The sequence below is a fragment of the Pedobacter sp. AK017 genome (genome assembly GCF_014200825.1).
In the GTDB taxonomy this organism is placed as follows: Bacteria; Bacteroidota; Bacteroidia; order Sphingobacteriales; family Sphingobacteriaceae; genus Pedobacter; species Pedobacter heparinus.
In genome coordinates, this window is the sequence record NZ_JACHCW010000009.1 from 139,039 (window position 1) to 160,827 (window position 21,789).

Sequence of the window (21,789 nt, forward strand, 5' to 3'; positions counted from 1 at the left end):
GTCATAACATTAAATTTTTAATAATGAAAAAATTATCATTAGCATTTACAGTTACGGCATTATCATGTATGATGCTAAGCTCCTGTAAGAAGGCTGATCAAGTGGTACGAAATACCAGTAATGAACTTGCAGATATTTTTGCTACCCTGGAAGGTTCAGGAAAAGATCGCCTGTTTGAACCGCGTTTTAGTGCAAATAAGGATACAATCTATTTTGATATCCCCTATTTTTATCCTGTAAATTCGGATAATGAAGTAAGCCTTTCCAAAGTGATCCTTCGCTCTACCGTACCTTCTGACGCCATGGTTACGCCTGCTTTAGGCTCGGTGCAGGATGTGTCGAAACCATTTAAACTGACCATTACCCCGGGATCAGGAGACGCCAGGTCATATATCGTGGTTTCCCGTAAGGTTGGAGACTTATCCATTACCAATGCCCAGATAGAATATAACCCAGGTGCAGGTGTACAGCAGGTAGAAGCTGTGATCAAAGATTCGGATGTGCTGTTTTACATTTTACCCGGAACCGACGTTTCTAATGTGAAATTCAACATAAACATCAGTAAGCATTCTACAAGCTCAATTGGAAATGGCACCTCAATTAATTTGTCACAGAATTTACCATTGGTAATAACGGGAGTAGACGGGTCTAAAAAAACATATACACTTAAAGCTACCGAGCCGGTTAAACTGGATTATGGTGTAGGTATAAACAGGAGGTTATGGACCAAAACTGCAAGTGAACTTGGTTTTACCAGCAATAATGAAACATCACTGGCCATAACCGGAGATTACATGGTTACTGTAGTAAGAACAAACCCATCGGTTTACAAGGTTTATAACAGGTTTACCGGTGCTTATGTGAAAGATTTACCGCTTCCGTTTAGCGCACTTTCTTTCCAGGTGGTACATGATGCGGGTGGTAATTTACTGGGTACTACTTATGCAGCTAAAAATGGTAAGTTCCAGTTGTACAAATGGAGCAATATCAATGCTACCCCGGTTAAAGTAATCGACTGGACGAATAATAACCCTGCCGGAATTACCGGCGACGGTGGTGTAGGCAGAAGGGTAAATGTATATGGTGACCTCAATACCAATGCAGTGATCATGTCGCCAGGCGGACAGTCGTCTGTCATTTACAAATGGAGAATTGCAAATGGAGTACTGGTAAGCAACACACCTGAGGTAATTACTTACAAATCTGTAACAGGGGGGGCAGCCAGCTTTATGGGCTATAATGCAGATGCACAGCCAACTTCTGCGGATGCAAATACCAATTATTTTATCAACTATCAGTTTGAAATTGGTCTGGTAAATGGCGTTACCCATGAAAGGATGTATGGCTTTAACAATTCCACTACAGTATTTGGAATTTTCCATTTTGCTACAGATTATGTTGAATTTAACAATGCGAAATACCTTGCTGTACAAAAATTTGTAAAAACCTATAGCTACAACAATGCCGTTCTTGGTCTGTTCGATGTTACCGAAAACTCGAAAATCAGTCTGGCCCCGACAGATCCCCGGTATTCAACATTCAATATTTACAACTCCGAAGAATTTATAGGCGCTAATGCGAATGCAAATGGTACTGGAGATATCTGTATTGCTTTCTCGGCAGATAAAGAGCGCATGCAAGTATATATGCTGCTTACCAACGGAGGAATTATGGCACACGAATTTACAAAGTACACGCCTTAATAAAACGATTAACCCGGCCAATCGCAATCTTAAAGATGCGGTTGGCCTTTTTACCATCATAAAGAATTAATTATGAAAAAGTTTATTCATATCAATTTAGGCTTAATATTGATTGGACTCTTCAGTCTGTCGTCCTGTAAAAAATCACCTTCAACAAAACCGGAAGATGAAGGTGAAAAAAAGCCACCTGTTGTTGAAGAGCGCAGAGACGAGGCCCTGGCCTGGGTAGATGCACGTTCAAATGTTTTTGGTACATATGGCCGTTTAAGTGATACTTCCATGATCAAAACAACATTGGATACCCTGAAGGATGTTGGAGTTACCGGTTTGGTAATTGACGTTAAGGGTTCATCCGGACTTACCATGTATCCAAGTAATTATAGTGAGTACCTTACTTCACAGGATGGAAAAACCATACCAGCTGGAGTGGATTACGTTGGTTTTATGATCAAAGAGGCGAGGAAAAGAAACTTTAAAGTGTATGCTTCTATCGTAACTTTTGTAGAGGGGGAACGCGGAAAATCCAGGGGTAAAGTGTTCGAAGATCCGCTTTGGAGGGATGAGTACCAGTCTATTGTATGCGACGTGAACGGCAACAGGGTTCCGGTTACCGGTACAGGTAAAAATGGTTTTGTAAATCCGGCTATACCTGCTGTACAGGAAAGAGCGCTGAACATCATTAAAGAAATAGTAGGTAAATATGAAATTGATGGAATGATCCTCGATTATGCACGTTATACTGATATAACTGCTGATTTTTCTGATTTCAGTAAGAATGATTTTATCAAGTTCCTGGAAAATAAATACCAGGATTCTGAAGCCAAGAAAATGAACTTCCCTTCGGATATCGTTACCAGCTGGAAGCTTTCTGGCGATCAGGTATTACCAAATGCCACAGGAAAATATTATAAAAGATGGCTGATTTACAGGACAACTGTTATTCACGATTTCTTTGTCAAAGCCCGGGCTGCAGTTAAAAGTGTAAAACCTGCTGTGAAATTTGGTACTTATGTAGGTGCCTGGTATACTACTTATTACCAGGTAGGTGTAAACTGGGCCAGTGAAGAGTACGACCCGTTTAATGATAGCGAAATCAGATTTGACTGGGCGTATCCAGATTACAATAAAACAGGCTATGCAGAACAGCTGGACCTGCTGATGACCGGTAACTACTTTACCCAGCTGATGTTGGCAGACAACCCTGCAACTGCAAACCTGGCTTACCATTGGTGGAGTGTAGAAGGCTCTTTAAAAGGTGGAAAATACATCACACGTAATAAAATGCCTTTGTATGGCAGTATAGATATGGGGAATGTAGACTGGCCAAACCAACAGGCAATCAGTAATACCATTAAATACATCCGTGCGAATGCCACCGGTGGGGTAATGTTATTTGATGTGGTGCACGTATACGCACCCCAATACAACAGACTTAAACAGCCGCTTTGGAATGCACTAAGAGAAGGATTAAAGCGGTAGTATGAACATCAGGGGCATTTTTAAGCATGTATTCAGCTACTCCCTTATGGCAGGTATGCTGCTAACTTCCTGTTCAGGAAAAAAGGATCCTGCCAAACCAGATCTGGTAGTTGTTGTAGAGGAGGAGTTGATCAAATTACCTTCAGACTGGGTTAAAGCTACTTCATTGATGAGCGGTTTTCCGAAAGGAATAGAAGTTTACAAAAGAACCGCAGCCTATAATACCAAGGCAATGAATGCCTATTGTGTAGTATTTGATCCGAAATCGTCAGATTTAGAGTTTAAACCAGTACTACCTGCTGCGAATAAAAAAGTGAGCGATTTATACGCCCAGGAAGCGGGTACAAAATACGTTTGTTTAAACGGAGGTTTTTTTGGGACCAATGCTTCCTATAGCCTCGTGATGTACAACAATGCTGTACTTGCGCCAAACATAAAATCGCTGAACAGAACGTATAACACTGTTTCTACAGCCTATTATCCAACCAGGGCTACATTTGGTATGGCTGCAGATGGTACTACCGATGTAAGCTGGGTGTATAATGTAGGCACAGGAAATGGTGTGGTATATAGCTATACGGCACCTGCGGCAAATGAAATTAATACCGCACCTGCAGCGCAGCCAGGTGTAAGCAGCCCGGCCGGAGCTACAATATGGAACGTTACAAGTGCCATCGGCGGGTCGCCAATGTTGGTTAAAAACAACCAGGTGAATGTAACCGATAAGCAGGAACTGATAGATATAGACAACACTTCATCACGGGCACGTTCTGCAATTGGCTATACGGCTACAGGAAAGGTGATCCTATTGGCCGTAGAAGGTAACAATTCTGCAGGTGGTACAGGATTAAATCTGGCTGAGCTTGCTACATTGATGAAAGAAATGGGATGTGTCGGCGCAGTAAATCTTGACGGTGGAGGTTCCACAACCATGATGGTAAATGGCCAGCAGACTGTAAAGCCAAGTGACGCAGCAGGAGAAAGGCCGGTCATGAGTGCAATTGTTATAAAAAAGAAATAATACATGGAGGTTATCACAAGAAACCATAGCCTCGATGCCCTGAGGGGGCTGGCCATACTACTAATGGTATTGAGCAGCAGCATTTCTTTTGGAGTTTTACCAAGCTGGATGTACCATGCCCAGGTACCACCACCTTACCATATTTTTAAGCCTGAACTTCCGGGAATAACCTGGGTAGACCTTGTTTTTCCATTCTTTCTGTTTACAATGGGCGCTGCTATCCCTCTGGCCCTGCATAAGAAGCTTGCAGTACAGCCGGTGATTAAAACTGCCGCACAAATCATACAGCGCTATTTGCTGCTGGTTGTTTTTGCCCTGTTCACCTTTTATGCAAGGGCTTGGGTAATGACTGCAAATGCCGGATGGCAACAGTATTTGCTTTCTATAGGTTGCTTTCTATTGCTTTTTCCAATGTATGCAAGGTTACCGGAACTAACAGGGAAAGTATCATATGTAATTATTAAAGTGCTCAGTTTTAGTTTAGCTGCCGCTTTTTTGCTGTATTATCCGTTTAAAAATGGCTTTAATCTGGATAATAGTGACGTCATTATCATTGTACTGGCCAATATGGCGTTTTTTGGAACCAGCATCTGGTGGTTTACACGTAACCGTCCTTTATTAAGAATTGGGATTTTACCCCTTATAATGGCAGTGCTGCTTACCGCAAACGAATTGAACTCCTGGAACAGTGTGTTATTTAACTGGTCGCCCTTAGCTTGGATGTACAAATTTTACTACCTTAAATACCTGTTCATAGTATTGCCGGGAACTTTTGCAGGGGAGTGGTTATTACAGCGGGCAAGACAGGCTGAGAAAAGTAAAATATTAACCGGAAAGATGGCATTGTTGTGCATCGCTTCAGCTGGACTGGTGCTGTTAATGGTTAATGTAGTATGTTTGTATACAAGACTCCTGGTACCCAATATGGCCATTACTTTGTTGTTGTCTGCCTTCATTTTGATCACTTTTAAAAAGATGGGAGAAAATGCAGACCAGACCTTATTCAAAAAGTTAGCTGCTGCGGGAATTTATCTTTTAATATTGGGCTTGTTCTTCGAAGCATTTGAAGGTGGTATAAAAAAAGACATTTCTACCTTTAGCTACTATTTTGTTTGTGCCGGCCTTGCCTTTCTGTTGTTAATGGCATTGACTATTTTTGAAAAACTTGGATGTTTTTTACCAGTGATCAGGTACCTGGGCGATACTGGCAAAAACCCGATGGTGGCTTATACGGCAGGTAATTTATTGCTGATCCCTTTATTGAAAATTACAGGTGCCGGTTTGTGGCTCGATGCAGTGGCTGGCTGGCCTGCGGGTGGATTTTTAAGGGGACTGATATTTACCGGGATTGTATCCCTTATTACTGTTTATTGTACAAAAAAGAATCTTTTTTGGAGAACCTGATCAAACTGAATTATCTAAACAAACCATACTGTGTCGAAAATTAATACGAAAAATTTAAACCCTATTTACTGGATACCAACCACATGGTTTGCCATGGGACTGCCTTTTGTTGCCTTATCAGGAGCAAGTTCTATCATGTATAAGAACATGGGCATCTCTGATACCAAGATCGCATTCTGGACTTCATTGATTATGTTTCCCTGGACCATTAAGCCACTTTGGGGGCCTTTCCTGGAAATGTATAAATCGAAGAAATTTTTCGTTTATACTACCCAGATCTTTACTGGCCTACTATTCGGACTGCTGGCTTTAACCTTGCAGATGAGCCATTTTTTTAGTTTTTCCATTGGCATTTTAACCATTATTGCCATTAGCGGATCTACGCATGATACTGCGGCAGACGGAGTTTATTTAAATGAACTTAGCCCGAAGCTCCAGGCTAAATTTGTAGGCTGGCAAGGTGCCTTCTATAACATTGCCAAGGTGTTATCGGGTGGTGTTCTGGTGTACCTGGCCGGGCAATTGGAAAAGGAAATAGGCATTCATAATGCCTGGATGGTGGTCATGTTTACTTACGGACTGATCATGGTGGCATTAGGCCTATACAACATGAGGGTATTGCCGGGCGGAGATGAAGTAAAAACTGTTAGCTCGGTTAAAGATGGCTTTGCCACACTAAAAGATGTAATCATTACTTTTTTTCAAAAAAGGAACATCTGGTTTAGCCTTTGTTTTATCGTTTTTTATCGTTTTGCCGAAGGGCAGGCAATTAAAATAATCCCGCTGTTTTTTAAGGCATCAAGGGAATCTGGTGGATTGGGCCTTAGCACCTCTGAAATTGGGGTACTCTACGGCGTTTTTGGTTCTATTGCCTTTGTACTGGGTTCTATTGTTGCGGGTTATTACGTTTCAAATAAAGGCCTTACCAAAAAAACACTACTTATTTTATGTGCATTTTTTAACCTGCCCTTTGCCGCTTATGCGTTTCTGGCCATTACTATGCCACAAGACATCTACATCATTGCATCGGCAGTAGCTATAGAATATTTTGGTTATGGCTATGGTTTCGTTGGCCTGATCTTGTTTATGATGCAAAATATTGCACCAGGTAAATATAAAATGGCACACTACGCTTTTGGAAGTGGCCTGATGAACCTTGGATTTATGATCCCATCTATGATCAGCGGTCTGCTCAGCGATTATTTGGGCTATAAAGAATTTTTCATCTGGGTATTGATTGCAACAATTCCAGCCTTCATTGTAACCTGGCTGGTACCATTGATGCCGGCGCAAAAAGAAGCTGAAGAGGCTGCGGCCAATTAACTGTTTAAAGAAATGTATAAAGTTGTATAGCATGAAGAGACCATTTTTTATTGCCCTATTATTTTCACTGCCTTTTTATGGCAACGCGCAACAAACAGCTGAAAAAGACAGCAGCTATGCCAATGGCTATTATGTAAAGCGTGTTAAATATTTTCAAAGTTTGCCGGTACAGAAAAAACCGGTTGTTTTTCTGGGTAACAGCATTACAGAAGTTGGACAATGGCAGGATGTAACCGGAATGAACAACGTAATTAACAGAGGCATCAGTGGCGACAATTCTTTCGGGGTATTTCACCGCCTGGATGATATCCTGGTGCAAAAGCCCAAAAAGATCTTTCTGCTGATTGGCGTGAATGACATTAAACGGGGCACACCAATAGAGGTTATCGCAAGGAACTATGAGCGCATTATCCGTAAAGTGCAGCAACAAAATCCAAAAACGCAGCTGTACCTTCAAAGTGTGCTACCTGTTACAGAGTCGGTTCTGGCGCCTATTTATGATAACATCAGAAACAAACGTATCATTGCATTGAATGTATTGTTAAAGGACCTTTCTGTAAAATATAATTTACCTTATGTAGATTTGTTTAACATTTTTAAAGATGAGAACGGACAGCTCATCCGCAGCCTGACCACTGATGGGCTGCATTTACAACCCGAGGCCTATGTGCTTTGGGCAGCATATTTAAAAAAGCAAAAATACCTATAAATATGAAATTGAAATTGATTTCTTCAGCCGCAGCGTTGCTGGGCCTCTTATACACGGCGCCAGTTTCGGCACAACAGGGAAAAATAGACAGCAGTTATAACAATACCTATTACCAGGGTAGAATGGAACTTTTTGTTACCTTACCTATGCCCTCAAAAGCAACTGTATTTTTAGGGAACAGCATTACCGAGCGGGGCATGTGGCACGAACTATTGCCTGGTAAAGTTGTCATGAACCGTGGCATTGGCGGAGACAATACCTTTGGTGTACTTGCCCGTATTGCGCCCGTAATTGCCGCTAAGCCAGCTAAGATATTTTTGCTGATCGGGATAAATGACATTGGCAGAAACCTGCCCGTCGAAGTCATTGCCGGTAACTACGAAAAGATCATTCAGCAGTTCCGTAAGGGATCGCCGAAAACGGTATTATATGTGCAGAGTGTGTTGCCAATGAATGATGATATCCTTACTGCTGCTTATCTTAAAAACAAAGGACAACTGATTGTTCAGCTCAACGAAAAAATTGCTGCCCTTGCCAAAAAATATAACTTAACCTATGTCAATCTGCATGAGGTATTTAATGATGGCTCGGGCAAGCTAAAGCCCGAACTGACTATGGATGGCATCCACATTAAGCCTGCTGCGTATGTACTGTGGGTTGATTATTTAAAAAGTAAAAAATATTTGTAAATGAAGATTACTGGAACGTTTATAGATGAAATATCTCATGATATTCCGCATCAGAACTGGGGACGGCAGGAGTGGGACCGGGACTTTGCCCATATGAAATCTGTAGGGATTGATACCGTGATCTTAATCAGGAGTGGCTACCGGAGGTTCATTACCTATCCCTCTCTTTATTTACAGAACGCATACGGATGCTACAGGCCACCGGTAGACCTGGTTGAGCTTTATCTGCAGCTTGCAGATAAATACAACATGAAATTTTATTTCGGTTTATATGATAGCGGACAATATTGGGATACGGGCAATATGCAACACGAAATAGATGCCAACCGTTTCGTGATCGATGAAGTCTGGAAACAATACGGTCATTACAAAAGCTTTGGTGGCTGGTACCTGAGCATGGAAATCAGCAGGGGCACAAAAGGTGCTACTGAAGCTTTCCGTACATTGGGCATACAGTGTAAAGATATTAGTGCCGGTTTGCCCACTTTAATCTCTCCATGGATTGATGGGAAGAAGGCTGTTATGGCGGCGTCATCGGCACTGACTAAGCAGGATGCTGTTTCTTTACAGGAACATGAAAAAGAATGGGGGGAGATATTTGAAGGAATAAAAGGAGCTGTTGATGCAGTTGCTTTTCAGGATGGCCATATTGATTATCATGAACTGGACGACTTTTTTGCGGTGAACAAGAAGATGGCCGATCAGCATGGTTTGCAATGCTGGACCAATGCAGAGAGCTTTGACCGCGACATGCCCATTAAATTTTTACCCATTAAGTTTGAGAAATTAAGGCTTAAACTGGAAGCTGCCCGCAGGGCCGGATACGATAAAGCCATTACATTTGAATTTTCACATTTTATGAGCCCGCAGTCGGCCTACCTCCAGGCCGGACATCTATTTAACCGATATAAAGAATACCTACAAGGATTAACAATTTGAGCATAGTGATGAAGAATTATAGTGAAGTTTACGAACAAGAATTAATAAATAATGTGATTCCATTTTGGATGAAACATTCAAAAGATGAATTAGGAGGGGGATATTTTAATTGCCTGGACCGTTTTGGAAATGTGTTTGATACCGATAAATTTATGTGGCTGCAGGCGCGGGAAGTCTGGACTTTCGCTACTTTATACCATGAACAGGAAGCCAGGTCCGAATGGCTGGAGATGGCCAGACATGGCGCAGATTTTTTAGCAAAACATGGCCGGGATGCCGAAGGCAACTGGTATTTTTCACTTGATCAGTACGGAAAACCTCTGGTGCAACCTTATAATATATTTTCTGACTGTTTTGCCAGTATGGCCTTTGCCGCACTTTACAAGGCAGATCCGCAGGAGAAATACGCAAAAATTGCCAAAGACACCTTTTATAATATCTTAAAGCGTCAAAACAATCCAAAAGGCAAATACAATAAGGCGTATCCGGGTACCCGCGAGCTTAAAAACTTTGCCTTACCCATGATCCTCAGTAATCTGGCGCTGGAAATGGAACATCTCCTGGATAAAAAAACAGTTGATGACCTGCTTAAATCTGTTATCCATGAAGTAATGGATATATTTTATCAGCAGGATAGCGGTCTGATACTTGAAAATGTAAACCTTGACGGTTCTTTTTCAGATTCATTTGATGGCAGACTGGTTAACCCCGGGCATACCATTGAAGCGATGTGGTTTATGATGGACCTTGGCCTGCGTTTAAATGATCAGAAATTAATAATCAAGGCTACAGAGATTGCACTTCGCACACTTGATTACGGTTGGGATAAGGAATTTGGGGGTATTTTCTATTTTATGGACATTAAGAAACATCCTGTTCAGCAGCTGGAATGGGACCAAAAATTATGGTGGGTACACCTGGAAGCCCTGGTCTGTATGGCAAAAGCTTATGCCTTTACCGGAAAAAATGAATGCCGGGAATGGTTTGACAAATTACACGACTATGCCTGGAACCATTTCAGGGATGCAGAACATGGCGAGTGGTTTGCTTACCTGAACAGGAGAGGAGAGGTATTGCTGCCACTAAAAGGTGGCAAATGGAAATGCTGTTTCCATGTGCCGCGTGCTTTGTTCCAGGTAGCCAAGACACTTCAGCAGGTAGCTGAACCGGCGTCTTAGCAATAAAAAATACCTTCTCTGAAGAGGCATAGGAAAATTTTTTCCTTTTTCAGGAAAAAGCTTTCCAGCCTTAAAGAGAAGGTGTTTTTTTATTTTCTGATCTGTAACTCGCTAATGATATTCTTCGCGCCGCCCAATACATCAATGCACCAAAGTACATAGCGTACATCTACACAAATGGTACGTTTAAACTTTTTATCAAACGCAATATCGCCACTCATGGCTTCCCAGTTGCCGTCAAAAGCAAGACCGATCAGTTCGCCATTGCCATTAATTACCGGAGAACCCGAATTTCCACCTGTAATGTCATTATTGGTAATAAAGCCAACTGTTAAAGTACCGTCGTTACCATACTGACCAAAATTCTTTTTGTTGTAATTCTCAATCAGGTTGGCCGGTAAATCAAATTCACTGTCGCCCGGGATATACTTCTGCATCACACCTTCAATGGTAGTGGTGGTTTTATAGACCATGCCATCTTTCGGAGAATAATCCTGTACGTTGCCGTAGCTAAGCCTCATGGTAGAGTTGGCATCCGGGTACATCAGCTTGCCTGCATTTTTTTCAAGCACAGCCTTCAGGTACAGGTGGTCAAGTTCCGCCTTTTTGGTTTCAAAATCAGCTACAGCCGAGCCAAAGTTCGTTTTGATGTAATCAGGAGGGTACAGGTTTACCGCATATTTATATCCAGGATCTTCTTTAATGGTTTCCAGCGAAGGGTTGGTGGCCATAAATGCCTTTAATTTCTCGGGTCTGATCAGTTTACTGTTTTCCCACAGGTAATCTGCATATTTCTGAAAGGTCGTTTCAGGGTTTCCTGTCCAGTATTTTTCGGCTAGTGCTGCATAAAACTTAGGCTGCGATTTAACCGGTACGTCGTTGTAAAATGCAGCCAGTATCTGGGCAAAGATCTTTTTATCTGCCGGCTCATTATAGGTTTCTCCGTAAGTAGCTATAGCCTGGTTTACACTTGTTTTTACCTGTCCGGCAAAATTTTCGTCACCTTTTTTCTGTTCCATAGCTGCCCATGAACGTCCTATCGTAATGGCATTGCTAACCCAGCCAGAAGCCAGGAAACCTTCATTGATATAAGTACGCTGAACCGCAATTGGATCGTAATCTTTGTAGATCTGATCATATTGTTCCATCAAGCCTGCAAATTCTGTTTTTTGGGCAGCCCATTCTGTAAATGATTTTTCTTCCTTACGTTTATTATCCGAAACTTTTAAGCGTTTCAATTGCTCTGTCTGCCCGATAAAATATTTCCAGTAATTGGCAATCTGTGCATATTTGGACGATAGCTTTAAGCGCAGGCTTACATCTTTATCCATTTCAGCTTTCCAGGCTTTCAGGCGGATGTCGCGTAGTTTAACGATCGTAGGATTTACCTTTTCTGTGGCCATGTCTACCCCATAGGAGGTCAGGTACCTGTCTGTACGGCCCGGATAACCATAAACGATAGAGAAGTCGCCATTTTTTACCCCTTTAATAGAAACCGGAAGAAACTTTTTAGGTTTATAAGGTACATTTTCTACCGAATATTTTGCCGGGGCATTGTTTTTCGCCGCATATACCCTGAACACAGAGAAATCACCTGTCTGGCGCGGCCATTCCCAGTTGTCTGTATCTCCGCCAAACTTACCTATGTTCTGAGGAGGGGCACCCACCAGGCGTACGTCATCAAAACGCTCATAAACAAACAAGATAAACTGGTTAGACTTATAAAAATCTTTTACATTGGCCTCAATGGTTGGCCCTGTAACAGCAGATTTTGCAATGGTCTCAAATACCTGCAGCATTTTAGATTCTTTTTCTGCTCCTTTTAAACCTTTTGTAGCTTCATTAACTTTAGCGGTTACATCTTCCATTCTTTGCAGAAAGCGTACAAACAGACCGTTAATCGGTTTTTCCTCGCCATAGTTTTTTGCATAAAAACCATTGTCAAGAATGTTGTTCTGAGGAGTAGAGTTAGAAGCAATGGCATCATAACCGCAATGGTGATTGGTGAAGATCAATCCCTTGTCTGATACAATCTCACCTGTACAAAAGCCGCCAAAATGAACGATGGCATCTTTTAAGCTGGAACCATTGGCATTGTACAGGTCTTTAGCGGTAAGTTTAAAGCCCTGTTTTTTCATTTGCTCATAGTTTTTACCTATCAGCATCGGGATCCACATCCCTTCATCTGCTTTAACGGTATTGCCAAAAGACAATACTATGGCGCATAACAGCAGATAAACTGTTCTTTTTATCATAATACATTAGTTAGTGTTGCAGCAAAGGTAAAAAAATAAATCAGGCTGCCATAGGGTTGTCAGTAGCCCATGTTTTCTTTGTGTAAGAAAATAGGATTAACCTTAAAAACATCATTATGACAACTGAAAACAACCACAGCGAAACACTTGCCATTACTTCTTTTACCTCCGGTACCGACATGCTGAATGCATGGCTCGGACACCGCCGCCTTACCAGGAGGGTAATTGAGGCTTTCCCTGAAGATAAAATATTCGATTATTCCATTGGCGGGATGCGTCCCTTTGCCGACATGGTAAAAGAACTGCTGGATATTTCCGGGCCTGGTATTAAAGGAATTGCAACAGATGAATGGCCGGAAGCTACAGGTTTCAGCAACCATTCAGCTAAAGATGTCGCAGCTACCAAAGCAGTTCTGCTGCAATTATGGGATCAGGCAACAGAAGAGATCAAAACCTATTGGCCTAAAATCAACGAAGCCCGTTTTCAGGAAAACACCCTTGTTTTTGGTATGTACGAAGGACAGGTGTTCTCCAGCATTCTTTATTTTATTGACAATGAAATTCACCACCGTGCCCAGGGTACTGTTTATTTGCGCAGCCTGGGTATAGAGCCACCTGCATTCTGGAACAGGGACTGATCCAGATACCAATGCTAAGCCTTCCCTTGCTTCTTTTACGAAATTGTAGATTGTTTTGGGCAAATAGTTAAACTAAAAATTTGCTTGCCAGCGATGTTTTTAATAATTTCGGTCTGGAATCGCTATACCTGGTTAATAGTGCAGGTTGGCTTAGCTTTTAATTACAGTAACTGGTTTTTTAGTGGTTAATTTTTACGATATTTTTGTTGCAGGTAGCCTTTTTACAAGTTTTATAACAAGCATTTTACTTTTCACCAGGGGCAGATACCAGCTCCATGCCAACCGTTTACTTGGAACAGTGATTTTTAGCTGGTTTTGGTATGTGCTGCTTTACTTTCTGGTGATTACAGGCTGGTTAAAACATATACCTGGAATATTTCGCATCGGTAGCCCACTTTATTACCTCATTCCGTGTTGCAGCTACTTATACGTCAGGAGTGTGCTGCTGGACGAGATTAAGTTCAGGAAATATGACTGGCTGCATTTTATACCTGCAATTTTAAATGTTGTTGATCTGCTGCCCTATTATTTTGCAGATGCAGAAACTAAAAGAGCTGTTGCAGATGCTATAGTTAATAATTTTAACATGTCTTATCAAAAAGGATCTGGAATTGTTCCAGCATTCTGGCATTTTCAATTGCGCTGGATACTTGGAATTGTGTACCTGCTTTTTCAATGGCTGCTTTTGGCGAAGGTAATTAAACGCGACAAACTGGAGGCTTTTAAAGAGGTAAAAGGCTGGTTGATTGCTTTTACAGTTTTCTGCTCAATCATTTATTTAGGGCTCGGTATCATGTCTGTTATCGCATGGGTAAATTTGGGTTCCAAAGTTAGCGTGCTTTCTTCTGCCCGTTCTGTTCCTACACTTTTGCAGGTGATCGGTTTTACCTGTTTAAGCGTCTATCTTTTTTTTAAACCGGAGGTGTTATATGGCATACCCAGAAGCAATTATACTTTACCGGAAAATAAAGCAGATGAAGTGCCAGACGCTACCGGCACACTTTTGCGTGAGGCACCTTTTAACCCCGAGCTGATGCAGGCCTATGTGGCCCAGCTGGAAACCTATATGCAAAAAGAAGCGCCCTTCAGGCAGCAGGGCTTTGTGATCAATGAACTGGCCCTGGCATTGAAAATGCCCTTACATCATTTATCCTACGTGTTAAATAACCATTATAAACAGCGGTTCACAGATTTTATCAATAGTTTCCGTATCGACTATGTAAAAATGCGCATGGAAAGTGGCGACTGGCGGTCGCTAACTTTAGAAGGCCTGGCTAAAGAATCAGGATTTTCTTCCAGAAGCACCTTTTCTGTATCCTTTAAAAAATTTACCGGTGTAACGCCTTCCCAGTATCTGCAGTTGAGAAAAAGTAAATAAAAATATTTCAATGTAGATTCTCTTTCCCGTTTTGTGTTGTTATAGGAAAAAAAATCCTTTTTTAGTGTCCTATCTTCTAAAGTTAAGACAATTTTGACCAGCTGAGTTCCTCTGTATGCCCTTTTCCGGGATTATTTTTGGCGCTTCAATTATCTAAAGAACCGTATGGATATAACAGCTACTCAACTATTTTTTGCTTCATCAAAGCGATCTGCCACTTTCATTTTATTGTTCTTGTTCCATTTCTTCGCAGCATTAAGCAGCCAGGCCCAGACTGTAAGCCCCTATGCCGGCACAGGTGTAGATGGTTATTATGAAGGGGACAACAGTGACGCGATTACTGCACAATTTTCTTATATCGGAGGGATAACTACAGATGCAAACAACAACCTGTATGTTACGGATTCCCGGAACTATTGTATCCGGAAGATCGATCAGAACGGCAAGGTCAGCGTAATTGCCGGAATACCCACAACTGCGGGCAGTACCAATCCGCTGCCATCGGGCCCTGCAGGCAGCACAGCACTGCCATCGTTGGGCACACGTATTACCTTACTGGGCAGCAATATGTATTTTGGTTATAATGGATTTACCCTTGGTGAAATTTCTGCCGGCAACGTATCCTTCTGGAAGCCCATACATACCAATCCCGGATCTTCCCTGCCTACCGCATATACCTTTAAAGCCTATGGCAATTCGCTTTATCTGGGACATAGCGGTGGAATCAGTGTGGTTGATGTGAGCACCAGGACGCTGGTTAAAACGATAACCCTTCCCGGAACAGGGCAGATCAATACCATGGCGATCGACGCTAGCGGAAATATCTTTGCCATTGATGCCGATGGTGCACTTACCAAAGTAAATGGTGCCACCGGTGTGGTAACTACCCTGATTGCTAAAAATTCTGATCCGGACCTGTGGGTAAATACCGGCGACCTGGATATAGATCAAAGCGGTAACCTGTATTTTGTAAACAATTTAGATTATGTACTTAAAATAGATGGGACCACATTTCAGCGGACTAAAATATATATTACCCGCAATACTTATGGTGTAAAACTGGTTACAATAGCCCCCAACGGTGATATTTTTGTAGGGCATACCAACCGCAGGATCTATAAAATAGCCGTACCATCTGCCAATGCCAATCTTAGTGCACTGGCCATCAGTTCAGGAACACTGCAGCCTGTTTTTGATAAAAATACACTCGGTTATACCGCATCGGTTGATCCTGCAGTAAGCAGCATCACCCTTACCCCAACTGTTGACCATGCTTCGGCAAGCCTGCACATCAGGCTCAACGGAGGTAGCTATACCTCCCTGAGCAGCGGAACAGCATCTGCCGCACTGCCTTTAACAACGGGCGACAATACCATCGAAATAAGGGTAACCGCTCAGAACAACAGCACAAAGACCTATACACTGATCGTAAACAGGCCAGCGCCACCACTTCCATTGAGCCCCCAGTTTACCAGTACTCCGGTAACGACTGCAGCGGTAAACCAGCGCTATACCTACCAGGTTCAGGCCATCTCTGGCGCCAAAGAACCCATCAGCCTAACTGCAGCAGGTTTACCAGACTGGCTGGTTTTAACACCAGGACTGGTGGTGAAACGTTTTGTGGGAAAAGATCTGGGCTATGCCAATGGCACAGGTACCAGCGCTATGTTCAACTCACCTGCTGGCATCGCTATGGATGCAGCAGGCAATACTTATCTGGCCGACAGAGGTAACCACCGTATCCGTAAAATCAGCCCTGCAGGTGTGGTAACCACATTGGCCGGTAGCGGGACCGCTGGTTTCGCCGATGGGGCAGGTGCAGCTGCACAATTCAATGATCCTTCCGGCGTAGCTGTAGATGCAGCCGGTAATGTATATGTATCAGATACCCGTAATTTTCGTGTCCGCAAAATTACCCCGGCAGGCCAGGTAAGCACTTTTGCAGGTACAGGAACATATGGCTATGCAAATGGTACTACCACTACCGCTACTTTTACCTACCTTTTAGGTATCGCCATCGATAACTCGGGGAACCTGTACGTTACCGACCAGGACATGAACAGCATTCGTAAAATTACACCTGGCGGAGTGGTATCTACTTTGGCAGGCAGCGGAGTAAAAGGTTTTAAAGATGGCACAGGTACTGCAGCCCAGTTTGCATTTCCTACAGGCCTTGCTGCCGATGCCGCGGGCAATGTGTATGTAGCAGACCGCGACAATCACCGCATCCGTAAAATTACTGCAGCCGGGGTAGTAACTACACTAGCAGGAAACGGCACCGCCGATTTTGCCGATGGGACACAGGCCAACGCCAGGTTTAACATGCCTGTAGGGGTAGCTGTTGATGCCAGCGGCAACGTGTTTGTGGCAGACAGAAATAATTTCCGCATCCGCAAAGTTACACCTGCAGGTGTAGTTAGCACCTATGCCGGTAAGGGGACATCCGGTTTTGCCGAAGGCCTGTCTGGCGATGCACAGTTCAAATTGGTTTTCGGACTGGCAATGAGCAGCATTTCCGGTAATCTGTATATAAGCGACCAGGGCAACTTCAATGTCAGTTTCATTACAGACGGGGGTATTTTAAGCGGAACCCCAACTGTAGCTGGTGTAAACGCTATAAAACTCAAGGCTACAAACACCAATGGCAATCAGGACCAGGACTTTGACATTACGGTAACCGGTCCGGCAACATTGAGTAATTTCCCTGATCTGGATAAAGCAGAGGGTAATGCACCTTTTGCACTTACCGCTCCGCAAAGCAACAATGCCCTCGGTACATTTACTTATACCAGCAGCAATCCTGCTGTAGCTTCCATTATTGGAAACATGGTAACCATCCATAAACCAGGGCAGGTGGTTATTACCGCTACCCAGCAGGCGTACGACTACTTTACCCAGAGCCAAATAACAGCTACACTGCGCATAACAGGCAAACCTGCTTTTACCAGCCAGCCCCTAACTGCCGCAACTGTTGGCCAGGCCTATAGTTATTCCATCAAAGCCAGCAAAGAAGGCAGTCTGGAAACCAGCATTGCTGCCCCAACTTTGCCAGACTGGCTGACATTAGATGGCCAGAAATATAATCCGGTTGTGCTGGCCACCTCTACGCTCGAAATGTCCGGTCTTACAAAGGATAGCGAGGGCAACATCTACAGTACCGAATACAACGGACAGGCCATTTATAAGATCAATAAATCCAATGGGGCCATCCTGCCCTGGGCAAACCGCGTTACCGGAAGGGTTTATGGAATAGCTGTGTACAATGGCTATCTTTACATCAGCCGGGTAGATGACCGTAAGATCACCCGCATCCAGCTGGCAAACCCTGCAGCAGGCGAGTCGGATGTCATCACCAATATTAACGGACCCATGAGCTTTACTGTACACAACAATGAGCTCTATGCCGCCATGCAAACCAAGATCATTAAAATAAACACTACCGCAAAAACCTACCAGACTTTTCTGGATGTGCCGGGTGCAAATCTTAATGGCCTTGTATTCGACCAGCAAGGGAACCTTTTGTTCGGTCAGTCTTACCCCATCACAAGGATCGCTAAATTTGACGGACAAACAGTGAGTACACTGATTCCGGATGTTTTTGCCTACAACCTGGATATGGACAAAAGCGGTGCATTGTATGTGGCGGGTTACGGTCTCACAAAATATACAGCAGACCTTTCTTCCGTCACTAAACTGACTGAAGCCAGAAATGTACTCGGATTGCTGCTCGATGATTCAGAAAACCTGTATTACAACAATTTTTCAGAAAACACCATTAACATGCTCGAACTGGCTGCTGTACTGACTGGTACCCCACGGGTTAAAGACATCGGTGTGCATCCTGTAGTGCTCAAAGCCAGCAATACTGCAGGTAGCACAAACCAGACTTTTAACATTACCGTAAGCGGCCCGGCCACATTGAGTAATTTTGCCAACCTGAGCAAACAATATGGCGACTCAGATTTCACCATTACGGCTCCGCAAAGTAACAATGCGGATGGCGCGTTTACTTACAGCAGCAGCGACCCTGCTGTAGCGGCTGTTAACGGCAGCTCCATTAAATTACTTAAGCCCGGAAGCACCACCATCACCGCTACACAGGCCGCAAACGGATATTATACTTCTGCAACGATTACGGCAACCTTAACCGTTCTTCCCAAAGCACTGAGCCTGAGCCTGTCTGCCGCACCACTGATCACCAAAAGCTATGATGGCACAACTGCTGTGTCATTGAGCGAAGGCAATTACCAGCTAACAGGCCTGGTGGGGTCTGATGTACTGACAGTAAGCGGAACGGCAAGTTTTGACAGTAAAAATGCCGGCGAAAACAAAACAGTGCTGGTCAATGGTTTTGTGCTTTCGGGTGCGAAGAAAGACTACTACAGTCTGACTACAGGGGCCTTAAGCACAACAGGAAGTATAACAGCACGGACAATAACTGCAAGGGTAAACCAGGTGCGTAAAACATATGATGGAAATGAAGCAGCCACTGTTAATTTTATTGATTTTTCTGTAGCCGATGGCCTTATTGCCAACGACCAGCTGGCTGTAACTTACGGATCGGCCAGTTACGACAATCCAAATGCCGGAAGCACAAAGCCGGTTGCCTTTGCAGACTTAAATTTAACAGGGGCCGACAAAGCCAATTATAAACTGGCAAATGTAGCTGTAACCGGTGCAATTGAAGCCAGGGCCGTAACTGTAACAGCAAGTACCGGCGCTAAAGTTTACGGTGAGCCGGACCCTGAGTTTGGATATACACTCTCTGAACCCCTTATACCTGGTGATGCCTTTAAGGGCAAACTGGACAGAACTGCCGGTGAAACTGTAAATACTTACCCGGTTAGCCGGGGTACCCTGGAACTGGGCAGCAATTATACGCTGAATTTTGTAGGTGCTGATTTTACCATTAGCCCAAGACCTTTGACCATCACAGCTGCCCAGCTAAACAAAACTTATGGAACTGCACTAACCTTTAGCGGAACAGAGTTTACGGCTACAGGCCTGGTTTACGGTAATACAGTAGGCAGCGTAAATTTATCCAGTCCGGGTGCCCTGGCAACAGCTACAGTAGCCGGTGGTCCCTATCCGCTTGTCCCTTCGGCTGCAAGTGGTACCGGACTAAGCAATTATACCATCAGTTATGTAAACGGTACTTTAACCATTGATCCAAAGGCCCTGGTAGTTGTAAATGACAGCAGGACTAAAGCCTATGGAGAAAGCCTGGGTAATGCCGACTTTACAGGAAGCCTTACAGGTTTGCAAAATGGTGACCTCATCAGCCTTAGCAGGACCAGCACAGGTGCAGCGGCCGGCGCTGCTGCGGGGGTAAACTATCCAATTGTGGCCACACTTGCAGATCCGCAGGGTAAACTGGGCAATTATACATTAAGCAATACGGATGGTACACTTACCGTGGCGCAAAGGAGCCTGACCATAACGGCCCTGCCGGCGGTAAAGACCTACGGCGAAACCCTAAACTTTGCAGGCACAGCGTTTAGTGCAACAGGTTTAATCAATAACGATGTGGTAAACAGCGTAACTTTGACCAGTAATGGCGCAGCAGCAGCTGCAACAGTAGCCGACCAGCCTTATGCTATTGTTCCATCGGCAGCCATAGGCACAGGATTAAACAATTATGCCATCAGCTACGTTAACGGCGTTTTGAGCGTAAATAAAAAAGCCCTGATCATTACAGCCGATAACAAAGAGAAGTTTGCAGGTACAGCCAATCCTGTCCTGACTGCAAGTTATAATGGCTTTGTGAACAACGAAAGCAATGCTGCACTGACTGCCCAGCCGCAAATAACTACCACTGCAAATACCAACAGTCCTATTGGTGATTATGTTATCAATATTGGCGGCGCAGCAGCTGCAAATTATAGCATCAGTTATGTACCGGGTAACCTGAAAATTAAACCAGGTGCGCCAACCAGCATCAGTCTTGCTGGGGTAATGCTTTATGAAAACAGTCCGGCAGGCACAAATGCCGGTACACTGAGCAGTACTTCCGATGATCCTTCGGCCATCTTTACTTATACACTGGCTGCAGGAGCAGGGGATACCGACAATTCCCTGTTTGCCATTAACGGAAATAAAATCAACACCAGCGCTGCCCTTGATTATGAAAATAAGGCCGTCTATAAAATAAGGGTAAGGTCGACCACTCAAAACAGCCTTTGGCTGGAAAAGGAACTGAGCATCAATTTAACCGATGTAAACGAAGCGCCTGCACTGGCTGCTATTGCCGATCAGACCATTTGCTTTACAACAGCAGCACAAACAGTTGCTTTAACTGGCATCAGTGCAGGCCCCGAAACCACACAAACCACCACTTTAACTGTGAGCAGTAACAATGCGGGTTTATTTGATGCTTTAAACGTTAGTGGCAGCGGTGCTACCGGTACATTAACTTACCGCATTAAAGCTGGCGCCCTGGCCGGAACAGCCAGGGTAACCGTAACTGTAAAAGACAATGGGGGTACGGCAAACGGGGGCATTGATACCTATAGCAGAACTTTTACCCTTACTGTAAACGCCCTGCCGGTAGTTTCCATCAGCAGTGATAAAGGAACGGAGATCAGCAAAGGAGAGACTGTATTGTTAACCGCTACAGGTGGCAGCAGCTATGTATGGGCAAATGCAAATGGTATTATAAGAGGACAAAATACTGCAGTATTGGAGCTGAGACCAAGCCAGACCACAACTTATACGGTAACAGTAACCAATGCCAGCGGTTGTACAGCAACCAAAAGCTTTACGCTAACTGTACTGGAAGACTTTGCCACAATAAAGGCTACCAATATCATGTCCCCGAACGGAGATGGGCTGAATGATAAATGGGTAATCGATAACATCGACCTATATCCAAACAATGAGGTCAGGATCTTTGACAAGGCCGGTCGTTTCATTTACGGTAAAAAAGGGTACGACAACAGCTGGGATGCTACATTAAACGGTTCACCTTTGGCAGAAGGTACTTATTATTATGTCATCGATTTCGGAAGCAGCAGACCTAAATTCAAAGGCTTCATTACAGTTATCAGACAAGATTAATCAGGTATTTAAAAACC

At 43.6% G+C, this 21,789-nt stretch carries 13 protein-coding genes; 12 read left to right on the forward strand and 1 reads right to left on the reverse strand.

The features are described 5' to 3' along the window. Positions 1-23 precede the first annotated feature (23 nt). The 9 genes from HDC92_RS14460 to HDC92_RS14500 all read left to right on the forward strand — a co-directional run bounded on the left by HDC92_RS14460 (position 24) and on the right by HDC92_RS14500 (position 10,445). Positions 24-1,703: a DUF5018 domain-containing protein gene (locus tag HDC92_RS14460; RefSeq protein WP_183875507.1), complete on the forward strand. Its 1,680-nt coding sequence runs from the start codon at positions 24-26 to the stop codon at positions 1,701-1,703. Between the two features lie 72 nt (positions 1,704-1,775). Next, a complete protein-coding gene (locus HDC92_RS14465; protein ID WP_183875508.1) occupies positions 1,776-3,182 on the forward strand; it encodes an alpha amylase family protein in 1,407 nt (468 codons plus the stop codon). Position 3,183: 1 nt separating this feature from the next. Further along, positions 3,184-4,203 (forward strand): phosphodiester glycosidase family protein, encoded by a 1,020-nt coding sequence (locus tag HDC92_RS14470; protein WP_183875510.1) that lies wholly within the window; start codon positions 3,184-3,186, stop codon positions 4,201-4,203. A gap of 3 nt (positions 4,204-4,206) precedes the next feature. Beyond that, complete coding sequence (locus HDC92_RS14475) at positions 4,207-5,607, forward strand: DUF5009 domain-containing protein (RefSeq protein WP_183875512.1); 1,401 nt, start codon at positions 4,207-4,209, stop codon at positions 5,605-5,607. 30 nt (positions 5,608-5,637) lie between these two features. Next, a complete protein-coding gene (locus tag HDC92_RS14480; RefSeq protein WP_317618095.1) occupies positions 5,638-6,930 on the forward strand; it encodes an MFS transporter in 1,293 nt (430 codons plus the stop codon). Between the two features lie 31 nt (positions 6,931-6,961). Next, entirely contained in the window at positions 6,962-7,639 is a 678-nt protein-coding gene (locus HDC92_RS14485; protein ID WP_183875514.1) for a GDSL-type esterase/lipase family protein, read from the forward strand. A 2-nt stretch (positions 7,640-7,641) separates the two neighbouring features. Then, entirely contained in the window at positions 7,642-8,328 is a 687-nt protein-coding gene (locus HDC92_RS14490) for a GDSL-type esterase/lipase family protein (protein WP_183875516.1), read from the forward strand. Continuing rightward, entirely contained in the window at positions 8,329-9,267 is a 939-nt protein-coding gene (locus HDC92_RS14495) for a DUF4434 domain-containing protein (RefSeq protein ID WP_183875518.1), read from the forward strand. An 8-nt stretch (positions 9,268-9,275) separates the two neighbouring features. Beyond that, entirely contained in the window at positions 9,276-10,445 is a 1,170-nt protein-coding gene (locus HDC92_RS14500) for an AGE family epimerase/isomerase (protein ID WP_183875520.1), read from the forward strand. 89 nt (positions 10,446-10,534) lie between these two features. Here HDC92_RS14500 and HDC92_RS14505 read toward each other — a convergent pair whose 3' ends face one another. Further along, the gene (locus HDC92_RS14505; RefSeq protein WP_183875522.1) at positions 10,535-12,700 is read right to left on the reverse strand and encodes a S46 family peptidase; all 2,166 of its coding nucleotides are present in this window, start codon (positions 12,698-12,700) and stop codon (positions 10,535-10,537) included. Between the two features lie 116 nt (positions 12,701-12,816). On the opposite strand from HDC92_RS14505, the gene HDC92_RS14510 reads away from it, so the two are divergent. The 3 genes from HDC92_RS14510 (at position 12,817) to HDC92_RS14520 (ending at position 21,772) form a co-directional block, all read left to right on the forward strand. Then, positions 12,817-13,338 (forward strand): DinB family protein, encoded by a 522-nt coding sequence (locus HDC92_RS14510; protein WP_183875524.1) that lies wholly within the window; start codon positions 12,817-12,819, stop codon positions 13,336-13,338. A 181-nt stretch (positions 13,339-13,519) separates the two neighbouring features. After that, on the forward strand, positions 13,520-14,716 hold the full coding sequence (locus HDC92_RS25335) for a helix-turn-helix domain-containing protein (RefSeq protein WP_183875526.1): 1,197 nt from the start codon (positions 13,520-13,522) through the stop codon (positions 14,714-14,716). Between the two features lie 165 nt (positions 14,717-14,881). Further along, entirely contained in the window at positions 14,882-21,772 is a 6,891-nt protein-coding gene (locus HDC92_RS14520) for an MBG domain-containing protein (protein ID WP_183875528.1), read from the forward strand. Positions 21,773-21,789 lie beyond the last annotated feature (17 nt).